Annotated in this window: 13 protein-coding genes; 9 read left to right on the top strand and 4 right to left on the bottom strand. The window is 71.4% G+C overall.

The window, feature by feature from the left end; all coding sequences use genetic code 11:
* Nucleotides 1–55 precede the first annotated feature (55 nt).
* The 5 genes from ACIBO2_RS36815 (at nt 56) to ACIBO2_RS36795 (ending at nt 4926) form a co-directional block, all read left to right on the top strand.
* Entirely contained in the window at nt 56–952 is an 897-nt protein-coding gene (locus tag ACIBO2_RS36815; RefSeq protein WP_397302985.1) for an ACP S-malonyltransferase, read from the top strand.
* Nucleotides 949–1905, top strand: coding sequence for a beta-ketoacyl-ACP synthase III (locus tag ACIBO2_RS36810; protein WP_358545041.1), 957 nt, complete (start codon nt 949–951; stop codon nt 1903–1905). The genes ACIBO2_RS36815 and ACIBO2_RS36810 overlap by 4 nt, the downstream gene beginning before the upstream one ends.
* Nucleotides 1906–1992: 87 nt before the next feature.
* Nucleotides 1993–2232, top strand: coding sequence for an acyl carrier protein (locus ACIBO2_RS36805; protein ID WP_357648573.1), 240 nt, complete (start codon nt 1993–1995; stop codon nt 2230–2232).
* 36 nt (nt 2233–2268) lie between these two features.
* The gene (fabF, locus tag ACIBO2_RS36800) at nt 2269–3501 is read left to right on the top strand and encodes a beta-ketoacyl-ACP synthase II (RefSeq protein ID WP_357940357.1); all 1233 of its coding nucleotides are present in this window, start codon (nt 2269–2271) and stop codon (nt 3499–3501) included.
* On the top strand, nt 3502–4926 hold the full coding sequence (locus tag ACIBO2_RS36795; RefSeq protein WP_397302980.1) for a carboxyl transferase domain-containing protein: 1425 nt from the start codon (nt 3502–3504) through the stop codon (nt 4924–4926). It begins immediately after the preceding gene.
* A gap of 269 nt (nt 4927–5195) precedes the next feature.
* On the opposite strand, the gene ACIBO2_RS36790 is transcribed toward ACIBO2_RS36795, so the two are convergent.
* The gene (locus tag ACIBO2_RS36790) at nt 5196–5690 is read right to left on the bottom strand and encodes a DUF3145 domain-containing protein (protein WP_357940353.1); all 495 of its coding nucleotides are present in this window, start codon (nt 5688–5690) and stop codon (nt 5196–5198) included.
* Between the two features lie 175 nt (nt 5691–5865).
* On the opposite strand from ACIBO2_RS36790, the gene ACIBO2_RS36785 reads away from it, so the two are divergent.
* From ACIBO2_RS36785 to ACIBO2_RS36770, 4 genes are all read left to right on the top strand, one after another.
* The gene (locus ACIBO2_RS36785) at nt 5866–6879 is read left to right on the top strand and encodes a S8/S53 family peptidase (protein WP_358545038.1); all 1014 of its coding nucleotides are present in this window, start codon (nt 5866–5868) and stop codon (nt 6877–6879) included.
* A 74-nt stretch (nt 6880–6953) separates the two neighbouring features.
* Nucleotides 6954–7490: a sigma-70 family RNA polymerase sigma factor gene (locus ACIBO2_RS36780; protein WP_357940349.1), complete on the top strand. Its 537-nt coding sequence runs from the start codon at nt 6954–6956 to the stop codon at nt 7488–7490.
* A complete protein-coding gene (locus tag ACIBO2_RS36775) occupies nt 7487–7933 on the top strand; it encodes a hypothetical protein (protein ID WP_225288994.1) in 447 nt (148 codons plus the stop codon). Before ACIBO2_RS36780 ends, ACIBO2_RS36775 begins: the two co-directional genes overlap by 4 nt.
* Nucleotides 7934–8003: 70 nt before the next feature.
* A complete protein-coding gene (locus ACIBO2_RS36770; RefSeq protein ID WP_397302975.1) occupies nt 8004–10715 on the top strand; it encodes a CHAT domain-containing protein in 2712 nt (903 codons plus the stop codon).
* Here ACIBO2_RS36770 and ACIBO2_RS36765 read toward each other — a convergent pair.
* From ACIBO2_RS36765 to ACIBO2_RS36755, 3 genes are all read right to left on the bottom strand, one after another.
* Complete coding sequence (locus ACIBO2_RS36765) at nt 10655–11467, bottom strand: sulfurtransferase (protein WP_358545034.1); 813 nt, start codon at nt 11465–11467, stop codon at nt 10655–10657. The genes ACIBO2_RS36770 and ACIBO2_RS36765 overlap by 61 nt on opposite strands.
* 31 nt (nt 11468–11498) lie before the next feature.
* On the bottom strand, nt 11499–12626 hold the full coding sequence (locus ACIBO2_RS36760) for an alkaline phosphatase family protein (RefSeq protein ID WP_358545032.1): 1128 nt from the start codon (nt 12624–12626) through the stop codon (nt 11499–11501).
* A gap of 637 nt (nt 12627–13263) precedes the next feature.
* Nucleotides 13264–13854 (bottom strand): DUF5998 family protein, encoded by a 591-nt coding sequence (locus tag ACIBO2_RS36755; RefSeq protein WP_225288990.1) that lies wholly within the window; start codon nt 13852–13854, stop codon nt 13264–13266.
* Nucleotides 13855–14192 lie beyond the last annotated feature (338 nt).

Raw genomic sequence — 14192 nt, 5'->3', positions numbered from 1 at the left:
AGTTCGTACGGATCCTTATCCGCGTGTCGAACCTCTACAGGGCAGTGTGGATTTCGTGCTTGTACTCGTCGCCCCGGGCCAAGGTGCCCAGACTCCAGGCTTCCTGACACCCTGGCTCGAACTCCCCGGCTTCGCGGATCGGCTGTCCGCGTGGTCCGAGGTCGTGGGCCTCGATCTGATCACCTATGGGACCAAGGCCGACGCCGACGAGATCCGCGACACCGCGGTCGCCCAGCCGCTGCTCGTGGCCGCCGCGATGGCCTCCGCCGAGGTGCTCGGCGTGGCGCCCGACCTGCTGGCCGGCCACAGCGTCGGCGAGTTCGCCACGGCGGCGCTGGCCGGCGTGCTGACCCCCGAGCAGGCGCTGTCGCTGGTGCGTGAGCGCGCCCAGGCCATGGCCAAGGCCGCCGCCGTCACCGAGACCGGCATGACCGCGGTGCTCGGCGGCGTGGAGGAAGAGGTGCTGGCCGCCATCGACAAGCACGGCCTGACCCCCGCCAACGTCAACGGCGCCGGCCAGATCGTCGCGGGCGGCACGCTGGAGCAACTGGCCGCCTTCAAGGAGGACGGGCCGGCCCGCGCCAGGCAGATCGCGCTCTCCGTCGCGGGCGCCTTCCACACCGTGCACATGGCCCCGGCCGTCGACCACCTGCGCGTCGCCGCCGAGGGCATCGCCCCCGCCGACCCGCGGGTCAAACTGCTGTCCAACGCCGACGGTGAGGTCGTCACCGACGGCGCCGTGCTGATGCGGCGCCTGATCGACCAGGTCAGCAGCCCCGTACGCTGGGACCGCTGCATGGCCACGATGGCCGACCTGGGCGTCACCGGGATGATCGAGCTGCTGCCGGGCGGCACGCTGACCGGCCTGGCCAAGCGCGCGCTGCGGGGCGTGCGAACCGTGGCGCTGAAGACCCCCGACGATCTCGACGCGGCCAGGGAGCTGACCAAGTGAGGATTCCCGACATCGCCCCGGGCGCCAAGGTGCTGGCCCTCGGCCACTACCAGCCGTCCAACGTCGTCACCAACGACGACCTGGCCAAGACCATGGACACCAACGACGAGTGGATCCAGTCCCGCGTCGGCATCAAGGAACGCCGGGTGGCCGGCGCCGAGGAGTCCGTCGAGGACATGGCCGTGCAGGCCGGCGGTAAGGCACTGGCCGCCAGCGGCCTGTCGGCCGGTGACATCGACCTGGTCATCGTCGCCACCTGCACGCTGGAGAGCCAGATCCCCAACGCCGCGGCCGTAGTGGCCCACCGCCTGGGCATCAAGTCGCCCGGCGCGTTCGACGTGAACGCCGCCTGCGCCGGCTTCTGCTTCGCGCTCGGCGTGGCCAGCTCCGCGATCCGCGCCGGTTCGGCCAGGCACGTGCTGGTCATCGGCGCCGAGAAGCTGTCCCAGTGGATCGACTGGACCGACAGGTCCACCGCCGTGATCTTCGCCGACGGCGCGGGCGCCGCGGTGGTGGGCCCCTCCGACACGCCCGGCATCGGGCCGGTCGTCTGGGGCAGCTCGGGCGACAAGTCCGACGCGATCATCGTCAACGACCGCAACGACTCCCTCCACCAGGAGGGCCAGACCGTGTTCCGCTGGGCCACCACCGCGCTGCACCCGGTGGCCAAGGAGGCCTGCGAGCGCGCCGGGGTCGACCCCTCGGAGCTGGCGGCCTTCGTACCTCACCAGGCCAACCTGCGCATCATCGAGGCGATCGCCCGTAAGATCGGCGCCGACCAGGCCGTCATCGGGCGCGACATCGTGACCGCCGGCAACACCTCCGCCGCGTCCATCCCGCTCGCGCTCTCGCGCATGCTGGAGCGTGGCGAGGTGCGCTCGGGTCAGCTCGCGCTCATCCTCGGCTTCGGCGCCGGCCTGACCTATGCGGGTCAGGTCATCGAGATTCCGTAGGATCCGGTACGGCTCATGCCGTACCAATCAGTGCTTGTACGGCCTGAGCCGTACAGAACCAGAAAACACCAAAGGAGAAATAGCGACATGGCTGCCACCGAGCAGGAGATCCTCGAGGGCCTCGGCAAGATCATCAACGAGATCACCGGTATTCCGGTGAGCGACGTCACCCCCGAGAAGAACTTCGTGGACGACCTCGACATCGACTCCCTGTCCATGGTCGAGATCGCCGTGGCCGCCCAGGACGAGTTCGGCGTCGAGATTCCCGACGACCAGCTCAAGAACCTGAAGACGGTCAAGGACGTCCTTACCTTCATCCAGAACTGATCTCACACCCAACCTGATCGACAAGGAGCGCGAAACGTGAGTGCAAACCGGGTACGTGTCGTGGTCACCGGGCTCGGCGCGACGACGCCCGTCGGTGGAGACGTCACCTCGACCTGGTCGGCGCTCCTCGCCGGTCAGTCGGGCGTCGAGACCATCAACGCGGACTGGATCGACACCGTCCCCGTGAAGTTCGCGGGGACGGCCGCGGTCGATCCGACCGAGGTGCTGCCCAGGCCCGAGGCCCGTCGCCTCGACCGCAGCGAGCAGCTGGCCATGGTCGCCGCTCGTGAGGCCTGGCAGGACGCGGGCGCGCCCGAGGTGGCGCCCGAGCGGCTCGGCGTCGTGGTGTCCTCCGGCATCGGCGGCATCACCACCACGCTGTCCGCCTACGACACCTACAAGGAGCGGGGCTGGAACCGGCTCTCGCCCTTCACCGTGCCGATGCTGATGCCCAACGGCCCGGCCGCCTGGATCGGTCTCGATCGCGGCGCCCAGGCGGGCGTGCACGCGACCGTGTCGGCGTGCGCGTCCGGCGCGGAGGCCATCGGCTACGCGATGGACATGATCAGGTCCGGCCGCGCCGACGTGGTGATCGCGGGCGGCACCGAGGCGGCGATCCACGGCCTCAACGTGGCCGCCTTCGCCGCCGCACGCGCCATGTCCACCCGCAACGACGACCCCGCGGGCGCCTCGCGGCCGTGGGACCGCGACCGTGACGGGTTCGTGCTCGGCGAGGGCGCGGGCATCATCGTGCTCGAGTCCGAGGAGTACGCCCGTGCGCGCGGCGCGCGGATCTACGCCTACGCCTCGGGCGTCGGCTACTCCGCCGACTCCCACCACATCACCCAGCCCGAGCCGGAGGGCCGGGGCATCAGCATGGCGATGACCCAGGCGCTCACCGACGCGGGCATCACCGGCCAGGACGTCAAGCACGTCAACGCGCACGCCACCTCCACTCCGGCGGGCGACGTCATCGAGGTGCAGGCGGTGGCCAAGGCCATCGGCACGCACCCGCTGGTCACCTCGACCAAGTCCATGACCGGCCATCTGCTGGGCGGCGCGGGCGGCATCGAGTCGGTCTTCACGATCAAGGCGCTCCAGGAGCGCATCGTGCCGGCCACCATCAACCTGGACAACCTCGACGACGGCATCGAGGTGGACCTCGTCTACGGCGAGAACCGCCCGTTGCCGCAGGGCGACATCGCCGCGGTCAACAACTCGTTCGGCTTCGGTGGTCACAACGTGGCAGTCGTGTTCAAGGGGGCTTAGATGACTGTGCTCGACAATCGAGTGGCGTCGCAGGAGTCCGATCAGGAGCCCGCCGATCCCCGCGATCCGGTCGTCAGGCTGACCGCGCTGCTCGACGAGGGCACGCTGCGGTTAATCACTCCTGAAGACAAGAGCGGCGTCTTTGCCGCCATGGGCCGCGTCGAAGGTGTGCCCGTCGTCGCTTTCTGCAGTGACGCCCGCTTCCAGGGCGGCGCGATGGGCGGCGAGGGCTGCGAGCACATCGTGCACGCCTACGACGTGGCCGTCCGCGAACGGGTGCCGATCATCGGGATCTGGCACTCCGGCGGTGCGCGACTCGCCGAAGGCGTCGAGTCGCTGCACGCCGTCGGCCGGGTCTTCGCCGCGATGACCAAGGCCTCGGGTGTGGTGCCGCAGATCTCCGTGGTCGTCGGGCCCGCCGCCGGTGGCGCCGCCTACGGCCCGGCGCTGACCGACCTGGTGATCCTGGCCGACTCCGGCCGCATCTTCGTCACCGGCCCCGACGTGGTCCGCAGCGTCACCGGTGAGGACGTCACCAGCGCCGCGCTGGGCGGCCCCGAGCCGCACAGCAAGCGCAGCGGCGTCGTGCACGTCGTCACCAAGTCCGAGACCGACGCGCTGCTACGCGCCCGTCAGCTGGCCGTGCTCCTCGGCCACCAGGGACGGGTGCGCACGACGGGCATCGACGAGGTCGACTTCTCCACGCTGCTGCCGGAGTCGGCGCGGCGGGCATACGACGTCAAGCCGCTGGTCAACGGCCTGCTCGACGAGCCGGGCATCGAGCTGCACCCCAAGTGGGCACCGAACATCGTCACGTCGCTGGGCCGCCTCGGTGGCCGGACGGTCGGCGTGATCGCCAACAACCCGATGCGGCTGGGCGGCTGCCTCGACGCCACGTCCGCCGAGAAAGCTGCCCGCTTCGTTCGTATGTGTGACGCTTTCGGCGTCCCATTGGTTGTCCTGGTCGACGTGCCCGGTTATCTCCCGGGTGTCGGACAGGAGCACGACGGCGTGGTCCGCCGTGGCGCCAAGCTGCTGCACGCCTTCGCCGAGGCGTCGGTGCCGCGCGTCACGCTGGTCACACGCAAGGCGTACGGCGGCGCGTACATCGCCATGAACTCCCGCGCACTGGGCGCCACCAAGGTGTTCGCCTGGCCGACGACCGAGGTCGCGGTCATGGGCGCGGTCGCGGCGGTGCGCATCCTGAAGCGGCGCGAGCTGGCCGCGGCTCCCGAAGAGGAGCGGGCCGAGCTGGAGCAGCGGCTGGCCGAGGAGCACGAGAAGCTGGCCGGTGGGCTCGAGCGGGCGCGACAGCTGGGCGTGATCGACGAGGTCATCAAGCCGGAGGAGACCCGGGGAGCGATCGCCAAGGTCCTCGCCCAGGCCACCCCGGCCAGAGGCGCCCACGGGAACATCCCGCTGTAACCGCCCCCCACAGACAGTCACATGAGAAGGGCCCCGCACCTCCCCTCGGGTTCATGTGGTCGTCGCAACACCTCGATCTGAGGAGTTGCGACGACCATGTCGTTGTCGGAGGGGTCATCGCGTGAGTGCGATGAGTGGGTGCGGGGCCCCTTTCATGTTCAGGCGGGTGCCCCTCGGACGTTCTGGCGGGTGTCCCTCAGACGGGCGCCGGAGTGTGTGTGCCTCAGGCGTTGTGGCGTGCGTGTGCTTCAGGCGGCCTCGTGCGGGTCTCAGACGGCGGCGTGCAGCCAGCGGACGGGCGCGCCGTCGCCGGCGTACCTGAACGGCTCCAGCTCCTCGTCCCACGGCCGGCCGAGCAGCTTGTCCAGCTCGTCCTCCAGCACCGCGCGCCCCTGGGCGGCCATCATCATCGCGGTGCGGAGCCGGTCCTCCGGGATCATGATGTCGCCCGCGGCCCCGACGACCGCGCTGAAGGCGCCGAGCGTCGGCGTATAGGCATGCCGGGACCCGTCGACCCCCGGTGAGGCGTCCTCGGTGATCTCGAAGCGGATCCGCTGCCAGCCCATGAGGGAGGAGGTGATGGCCGCCGCGATGCCCGGACGACCCTCCCACTCCGCCTGCGCCCGCACGACATTGGGCGCGGCGGGTTGCGGCGTCCACGTCAGGTCCACGGGTACGCCAAGAACACCCGCGACCGCCCATTCGATATGAGGGCACAGCGCGGGCTGAGCTGAGTGGACGTAGAGCACGCCACAAGCAGACACCGGACCTCCCGATTCGGTACGAGGTGCGCCTTCCCCAACGGCCTCGCCCCGGGATGATCACAAGTGACTAGGGAGAGACTACCGTCGGTCGCTACCGGGCACCAGAGGGGGGCCATACCAACTTGGTGCCGCAGTGGCGTGTGACACGCGGGTGAGCGCGGAAAGATACCCGCTCATGGACATCCAATCTGTCGGCGAGTCGCTCATCCGGCCAGGTCAGATACTGACCGACCGGGGCGCGCTGTCCGCCGCGGCTCGCTGGACTCAGGCCGTCGCCGACGCCGACGGCGTCTGCGTGATCCACTTGTCACCTGGCGTCGACCCCATCGAGATCACCATGGATCTGCGGGAGCGCGGCTTCAGAGCCTCCCCCAACCATCTGCTCACGGGGCAGCCGCTGTTCTGGGGCGGGCCGGCGTCCCGGCCGTTCCCCACCTCGGCCGTGCCGTACAAACCGGGCAGAGCGCGCTCGGACGTCGTCGTGGGCCTGCTCGACACCGGGATCGCCCCGCACCCGTGGTGGGCCGACAGCGATTGGTACAAGGAGCACCCCGGGGACGACGCCGAGATGCTCGAAGGCCCCCAGGCGGGACACGGGACCTTCCTCGCCGGGCTGCTGCTGCGGCAGGCGCCGGGCGTGTCGCTGCGGGCGTGGCGGGTGCTCGACGGGCAGGGCGTCGGCGACGAGGCGGGCGTGGTCCGCGCCCTCAACCGGCTGCGCGAGCGCCCGCCACAGGTCCTGAACCTGTCCTTCGGCTGCCACACCTTCGACGACCGGCCGCCGCCCCTCCTGGCCGACGCGCTGCGGAGCCTGACCGACACCGTCGCGGTGGCCTGCGCGGGCAACACCGCCGGCGACCGGCCGTTCTGGCCGGCCGCGCTGTCGGAGGTCGTGGGCGTGGGCGCGGTCGACGCGACGCAGGAGCACCGGGCGCCGTTCTCCGCCTACGGCTCCTGGGTCGACGCGTGCGCCCGTGGCGAGTGGCTGGCCAGCAGTTTCCTGGAGCGCGACGACTTCTCCGGCTACGCCGTCTGGAGCGGCACCTCCTTCGCCACGGCCCTGGTCGCGGGCGCCATCGCGAGCGCCGCCAAGGACCTGCCCGTCAAGGAGGCGGCCGGGCGAGTCCTTGACTCTGAGACGACCCGGCAAATTCCCGATCTGGGAGTTCTCATCAGGTCGAGTCTGTAGAGTTTACGCTCAGTCCTCGGCCAATCACGAGGAGGCAGGGTGGCCTCCTCGTCCGTCACGGCGAAGGAGGCCGCATGCACGAGCCACGCGATCCCGCGGAGCTGCTCAAGGCCGCGGCCGAAGACGACCACACGGCCTGGGACCAGCTTGAGTCCAGGTTCGGCTCGCGCATGTGGGCTGTCGCCCGCGCGTGCGGGCTGAACGAAGCCGACGCGGCGGACGCGGTCCAGGGTGCCTGGCTGCGGCTGCTCGAAAACCTCCACACCATCAGGGAACCATCAGGCGTCGGCGCGTGGCTGGCGACGACCACGCGTCGCGAGGCGCTTCTGATCATCAGGAAGGAACCACCCGGATTTCCCTCCTTCGACGTCGTACACGACCCTGATCCGGCGTCTGCCGTCCTGGAGGCCGACGGCAGGCACCTGCTTTGGAAGTCGGTCTCCGCCATGCACGAGCCTTGCCGCACCCTCCTCCAGCTGGTGGCGACGGATATGGGGAGCCAGCAGGTGGCGATGCGGCTCGGCATGCCCGTGGGCACCGTGGGTCCAACCAGGATCCGGTGCCTGGAAAAACTGCGCACCCTGCTCTCACTACAGGAGACGGTGCAATGATCAACGATGAGTATTTCCTGGCGGCTCTCCGGCTCGCCGCCGGGAGCGATCCGATCCCTGGGCATGTTTCCGCCGCCGCACGCGATGCCTTCGGACTCCGGGTCTCTCAAGCCGTGACCGCCCCGCCCGCCGACTGCGCCGCACCCCGTGGCGTACGAGGGGGCGACGGTCCCGGCATGATCCGCTTCGTCGCGGCCGGCCTCACCTTCGATCTGGAGGTGACGGTGGGCGACGGACTCATCGACGTCGCGGGACAAGTGTTCCCGCATCCCGGCGAGGGCAGCCACGTCGATGTGAGGACCCCGCATCTGACGCTCACCAGGCGTCTTGCGCGTTCGGGCCAGTTCGCGGTCACCGGCCTGCCTCCGGGCTGGCTCAGCGTGGTCTGCCACCGGCCCGGCTTCGCACCCGTCCAAACCAGGTGGGTGCGGATCCGCCCATGACCAGCCGGGAGCCAGGCACCGCGTCCCACCCCCTGGCTCCCAACCCCTCCCCTACGAAGCCCAAGGCGCCATGATCGCAACGTCGGACGACCGGTCCGCCCCCGACACCATCGGGCCGCTGGTGATGGCGGCCGAGACGGCGGTGCTGCGTTCGGTGGTCGATCCCCAGCAGGCGCTGCACGCCGGGCGCACCGTCCTGGCCGCCGCCCGGGCGGCGGACTGCGCCGAAGCCGCGGTGGTCGCCCACAGAGCGATGGCCCTGGCCGCCCGCGAGCTAGGCGATCTCGAAGCCGCGGAAGACCACCTCCGGCTGGCCATCGGCACTCCCGGCGCCACGCGACAGCGTCTGGCCCAGGCACGGCTGTCCTTGGTGACGGTACGCACCGAACGCGGCCATCCCTTGCAGGCGCTCCGGGTCGCCGCCCTGGCCTGGGCCTACCTCTCCCCGCTCGACCGGGCCAAGCTCGACACCCAGCGCGCCGTCGCGCTCGCCCACCTGGGCCGCTACCAGGAGGCCATCGCCTCGTGCGACCGCGCGCTCCAGGCGCTCGTGGCCGCGCCGGGCACCATCGACGACCGCCGCTTCCTGGCCGGCGGCCTGCTCAACCGCGGCCTCGTCCACGCCTACCGCAGCGACTGGGACGCCGCGACCCGCGACATCACCGCCTGCCTGGAGATCTCCCGGCACGCCAGGCTCGATCACCTGGCCCGCCTGGCCGCCGCCAACCTGCCCTTCCTCGCAGTTCGCCAGGGCGACATCACCGGAGCCTTCGCCCACTACCGGGCGGCCGAGAACACGCTGTTCGGCTTCCCCGAGCGGCTGGCCACGATGCGGGCCGACTTCGCCGGGGCCTTGCTCGCCGCGCACCTGCCCGGCGAGGCCAGGGCGCTGCTCAGCCTGGCCGTACCCGATCTGGAATCGTCGGCCGCGCTGGTGGCGCTGGCCGAGGCGCGGCTGAAGCTGGCCCAGGTGGAACTGCTCACCGGCGACGCGCGCCGCGCGCTGGCCGTGGCCGAGCAGGCGGCGGTCGAGCTGGCCGAGCAGGACCGCCTCTCATGGCTGCCGCTGGCCACGGAGGTGGTGCTGCGGGCCCGCCTCACGCTGGAGGGCTCCTCCCCGGACCTGCTCGACCAGCTGATCGCGTGCGCCGACGACCTCGAGAACGGTCCCGCCTTCCTGGCGGGCGCCGCCGCGCTACGCCTGGTGGCGGCGGAGGCCGCGCTGGCGCTCGACGACCACCCGACGGCGTCGGCGCAGCTGGCCCGCCTCACCGTGCACGCCCAGCGCGTCGAGCGCTGGGTTCCCGCCGGGACCCGTCTCACGTCACTTGCCTCGGAGTTGCAGGCCAAGCATCTCGAGCAGGTGTCACAGATCCCGGTGCTGGTGCGTCAGCACGCCCTCGCGCTGGAGGCGGCGCTGCGGGAGGACGTCACTCAGGCGTTCCTCGCGGTCCACGACGGGCTGGCCGACATGGGCGGCAGCATGGACTCCTTCGAGGATCCTTCGCTGCGGGCCCACGCGGCGCGGGCGGGTGAGCGGCTGGCGGCGTTCGGGCTGACGATGGCGGTGCGTGACGGGTGCGCCCGGGAGGTGTTCGACTGGGCCGAACGCTGGCGGGCGGTGGCCGCTCCCGCGCACGCCTGCGGGCTGGCCGATCCCGACGCCGTGCGGGCCGGGCTGGGCGGCGCGGCGCTGGTCGAGTTCGTCGTCGAAGGCTCCTCGCTGCTGGCCGTGCTGATCACCGGCGAACGGCTCACGCTGCGGCGGCTGGGCGATGTGCGGCCGATCCGCGAGGCGCTCGTCCGCCTGCGCTACGCACTGCGCCGGGCCGCGCTCGGCGACGGCGGCGCCGCCGCCGCCCGGGTCGAGCCGGCCGCGGCGGAGCTCGAACGCCTGCTGCTCCGGCCGCTGCACCCCGAGCTCGCCGACCGGCCGCTGGTCCTGGTGCCCGCCGGCCCGCTGCACACGGTGCCGTGGGGGGCGCTGCCGAGCCTGCGTGATCGTCCGGTGTCCGTGGCCGCGAGCGCGGCCGCCTGGCTGGCGGCCGGGCGGCGCGCCACCGTACCCGCCGAACGGCCCGTGATGATCGCCGCGGCCGGGCCGGGGCTGGCGCACGCGCGCGCGGAGGTCGCGCAAGTGCTCGCCTGCCATCCCGGGGGACGCGAGGTGCCCGCCCGCTCCGGGGCCGTGCTGGCGGCGCTGACCAGCGCCGACGTGCTGCACCTGGCGGCGCACGGGGTGTTCCACGCGCGTAGCCCGCTGCTGTCGGGCATCACGCTCTCCGACGGGCAGCTCATGGCGTACGACCTGCTCGGGCTGTCCCGGACGGCCGGCCTCGTGGTGCTGTCGGCGTGCGACTCGGGGATGGCGCACACGCCGACGGACGGCGCACCGCTCGGGCTGGCCGGAACGTTCCTGGCCAGGGGTACGTCCTGCGTCATCGCGGGGATGGTGCCGGTGCGCGATGAGGAGGCGTTGGCGGTGATGTCCGCCTTCCATGAACTCCTCGCCGACGGCCGGGCTCCCGCCTCGGCCCTGGCATCGGCCTCGGCCAAGACGGGAGTGCTCGGCTTCGTGTGCTTCGGCGCGGGAAACCGGCGGTTCACCAGAGGCCGGGCAGGGGCTCAGCGCACCGGGGACCGGGCGGGAGCTCAGCCGGTGACGACCGACGCCGACGCTCAGCCGATGACGATCGTCGCTCAGCCGATGGCGGCGGAGGCTCAGCCGGTGGCGATCGGCCGGGTGGGGTCGGCGACCCACTCCGACCACGAGCCCACGTAGAGCGCCGCGGGCAGGCCCGCCACCTCCATGGCCAGCAGCTCGTGCGCGGCCGTGACGCCGGAGCCGCAGTAGGCTCCGGCCGGCACCCCCTCACCCACCCCGAGGGCGGCGAACCGCTCGCGCAGGTCGGCCGCGGGACGGAACCGGCCGTCGGGGCCGATGTTCTCCGTGGTCGGCGCGCTGACGGCGCCGGGCACGTGCCCGGCGACGGGGTCGATGGGCTCTACCTCGCCCCGATAGCGCTCACCCGCCCGCGCGTCCAGCAGCACTCCCGACGTCGCGAGCGCCCCGGCCTCGGCGGCGCTCAGCAGTGGCATCCCGCCCGGCCTGGCGACGAAGTCACCGGGTGCCACCTCGGGCGTCTCCTTGACGACCGGCAAACCCGCGTCGGCCCAGGCGGACAGGCCGCCGTCCAGCACCCGGACGTCCGGGTGACCGAAGTAACGCAGCGTCCACCAGGCCCGCGCGGCGGCCATCGAGCCCGTGTCGTCGTAGACGACCACCGGCCGTTCGCCGGACACCCCCAGCCGCCGCATCGCGCTCTCGAAGTCGTCCGGCTCCGGCAGCGGATGCCGCCCGGCCGCTCCGGCCGGCGCGGCGAGGTCGGCGTCGAGAGCGCAGAAGACGGCGCCCGGCAGGTGCCCCTCGGCATACATCTCGATCCCCGGCGGGCCGCCGAGCCGCCACCGCACGTCGAGCAGGGTCACGCCGTCCAGCGCGGCGAGCTCCTCGGGCGTGATCAACGGGCTCATCGAGTGCTCACCCCAGATGCCATGAATGACGTCATCGGCTGCTTACCTCCAAGAGTGGTACGTGCTGTTCGGCCGTCGTCATCGAACCGTGGTAGCCGGTGAACAGCGCCTCGATCGGATGCGCGCTCGGCGCGGTGAGCGCCAGGTCAGCGTACGGGACGGCCACGACGTCGCCGATGCGCTCCAGCCATTCGGACCGCACGCGCGGCCCGAACCAGCCGGACTCGACCGCCTCCTGCCTCGACACCACCCATGCCCTGCCCGCCAGGGTCTCACGCCACGCGTCGAGCACCTCGGAGGCGGCGCCCGGCTCGGCGTACACATGCCTGGCCCGCGCCTCCCCGCCGAGCATCGCCACGCCCCGGCTCAGCGCCGGGTCGGTCTCGGCGTCGACCTTGTCGGTCACGTTGACCATGCCGTGGTCGGCGGTGATGTAGAGGGCGGAGCCGGCAGGCAGGTCCGCGGCCATGCGCTCGGCCATCCGGTCGACGATTTCCAGCTGGTCGAGCCACTCCTCGCTGCCCCAGCCGGTCATGTGGCCCATCGCGTCGAGGTCGCCGTAGTAGACGGTGACGTGGGCCCTCGGCTCGGCCATCGCCGCGCGTACCCTGGCCACGCGCTCGTCGACGCTGTCGGCGGCCAGATAGCGCACGCCGCGGTAGACGGCCTCGGTCAGGCCGCTCCCCTCGAACTGGGCCGGAGCCACATAACTCGGCACGATCCCCGCGGCGGCGGCGCGCTGGAAGACGGTCTCGGCGGGCTGCCATCGGCTCGGCTCCATGAAGGCGCCGCCGGGCAGCGTCCAGCGCAGGCAGTTGAACAGGTGCCCGGCGCCGGGCACGGCCAGCATCAGACCCAGCATGCCGTGCTCACCCGGCGCCACACCGGTGCCCAGCGAGCACAGGCTGGTGACGGTGGTGGCGGGGAACCCGGCGGTGAGCGTGGTCCGGGTGGCGGCGGCGAGGAAGGGCGCCCGGTCGGCGTGCGCTTGGAGCAGCTCATCGCCGAGCCCGTCCACGAGGAACAGGCAGACGCGGTCGGCGGGGGCGAGCTGGAGGTGGTTCGGCTCGGCCATGCCCAGTGCCGCGAGCAGCGCCCCGGGCAGCTCGGCCAGCGACGCGGTGCCGTAGCTGGGAATCAGTGGCGCGTATCCGCCCATGACGCTCCATTCCGTTCGTCCGAAAACCCGATCATGCAATCCCCCCGAGCCCGAGCTTGTTGTACGGCACCGCCAAGCGGACGCCACCCGTCATACGTGGCTGAGGGCCTCCAGGAAAACGCCCGCAGAGCCCGGCGGGTGGTCTCTCCGACAAACCCCGTCCATCCGTTACGGCAAGCCGCACCCACCGCCACCCGCCACACGTGGCTGAGGGCCTCCAGGAAAACGCCCGCTGAGCCCGCACATGGCTGGGCGACGTTACGTGCGTATTCTTGGTCGTCTTCTTCGCTTGATCGGCTGGGCACCGTACATATGGTGCGGGGCCGTTCGTGGGGAATGTCCGGCTGGAGCGGCGCGCCCAAGCGCGGCCGCGTGGGCACCGTGGATGCCGTGGACGCCGTAGATGTCGTGGAGCAACTGGGGCAGCCGACATCGCAGGCGCACGGCCGCCGCCGTGGACCGGATGGCGCCGCCGGGGCGCTGGCGTCTGGGCGTGGCTCATCGGCCCCGCCCGAGAGCGCCGTGCGCTGTCGTCGAGGTTCCCTCCTGGGCGCGGTCCCATGGACCGGAGTGCGCGTTGTCTGCATGCCTCTTGCCCTGGTGGCGCCGAGAGGGTGGGCGCCTGGGAGTGGTCTTGTCAGGTCGTGGCGCGGGCGGTGGCTTCCGAGAGGGACTTGGAGAAGGCGAGGACGTGGTTGACCGCGTCGGGACCGTCGGCCGCCTCGCTCACCCGGAGCGAGAGGTCGTCCGCGGTGATGGCGCCCGTGTAGCCGTGGTCGGCCTCGCAGTTCTCGTCGCCGCAGGTGGCCGGCTCAAGATCGACGTGGGAGATGGCGCCCCAGCCGATCGTGAGCGTGACCTCCGTGGGAGGGACGCCGGGCACGTAGGAGGCGGGGTCGGGGACGACACGGGTGACCGCGACCGACTGGACGCGGCTCAGGCGCACCGCCTCCGTGGTCGTGGAGGCGTGTGAGGTCGAGACGCCTTCCACCGCCGGGTGTTCGTCGGTGTGGCAGACCAGCAGCCTCGTCGTCGACAGCACCAGGACGGTGACGTGTCTGCGCACTTCCATCGCGGGATCGAAGGTGGCCTCATGATGGACCACGAATGCGGTCACAGCCTCCTTGCCCAGCGCGGATTCGACCGCATCGGTGACGAGGTCGGGGTAGTAGCCGCTGCGCTCGATCGCTTCACGCAGGCCCGCGGCTGAGACTCGGGTTTCCCTCATGGGTCCATCCTGCCAGGACCGCGCAGTGCACTCACCCACCAGACATAACGCTCTATAACGTCTTTTATCCGTTATCTACGTGTACGGCCATGTGCAATTACCGGACGTGCCATTGCGCCTCATCACTGCCACCGCGCCGACCACTCGAGTGACAAATGGTGAAATTTCATAGAAATGAGGTTTGGCGAGCCTCCGAGAACCACCGTCCAGGCGGACGCCTGGGAACCCCAAGTTCGCGAACAGTGAAACGATCACAAGCTCTCAGAAGGACCTAGTTACGGTCAAGACCCAAATTTTCCAGCGACGAGACGTCTCCGCCGCGGATCACGCTGCGCCCT

This window comes from Nonomuraea sp. NPDC050022 (assembly GCF_044460705.1).
Lineage (GTDB): Bacteria > Actinomycetota > Actinomycetes > Streptosporangiales > Streptosporangiaceae > Nonomuraea.
This window is presented reverse-complemented; position numbering and strand designations above follow the sequence as displayed.

What these genes read in the sequence shown, in the direction of transcription:
- ACIBO2_RS36805 (WP_357648573.1), top strand. Translation starts at nt 1,993, where the DNA reads ATGGCTGCCACCGAGCAGGAGATCCTCGAGGGCCTCGGCAAGATCATC.
- ACIBO2_RS36795 (WP_397302980.1), top strand. Translation starts at nt 3,502, where the DNA reads ATGACTGTGCTCGACAATCGAGTGGCGTCGCAGGAGTCCGATCAGGAG.
- ACIBO2_RS36785 (WP_358545038.1), top strand. Translation starts at nt 5,866, where the DNA reads ATGGACATCCAATCTGTCGGCGAGTCGCTCATCCGGCCAGGTCAGATA.
- ACIBO2_RS36780 (WP_357940349.1), top strand. Translation starts at nt 6,954, where the DNA reads ATGCACGAGCCACGCGATCCCGCGGAGCTGCTCAAGGCCGCGGCCGAA.
- ACIBO2_RS36775 (WP_225288994.1), top strand. Translation starts at nt 7,487, where the DNA reads ATGATCAACGATGAGTATTTCCTGGCGGCTCTCCGGCTCGCCGCCGGG.
- ACIBO2_RS36770 (WP_397302975.1), top strand. Translation starts at nt 8,004, where the DNA reads ATGATCGCAACGTCGGACGACCGGTCCGCCCCCGACACCATCGGGCCG.
- ACIBO2_RS36765 (WP_358545034.1), bottom strand. Translation starts at nt 11,467, where the DNA reads ATGAGCCCGTTGATCACGCCCGAGGAGCTCGCCGCGCTGGACGGCGTG.
- ACIBO2_RS36760 (WP_358545032.1), bottom strand. Translation starts at nt 12,626, where the DNA reads ATGGGCGGATACGCGCCACTGATTCCCAGCTACGGCACCGCGTCGCTG.
- ACIBO2_RS36755 (WP_225288990.1), bottom strand. Translation starts at nt 13,854, where the DNA reads ATGAGGGAAACCCGAGTCTCAGCCGCGGGCCTGCGTGAAGCGATCGAG.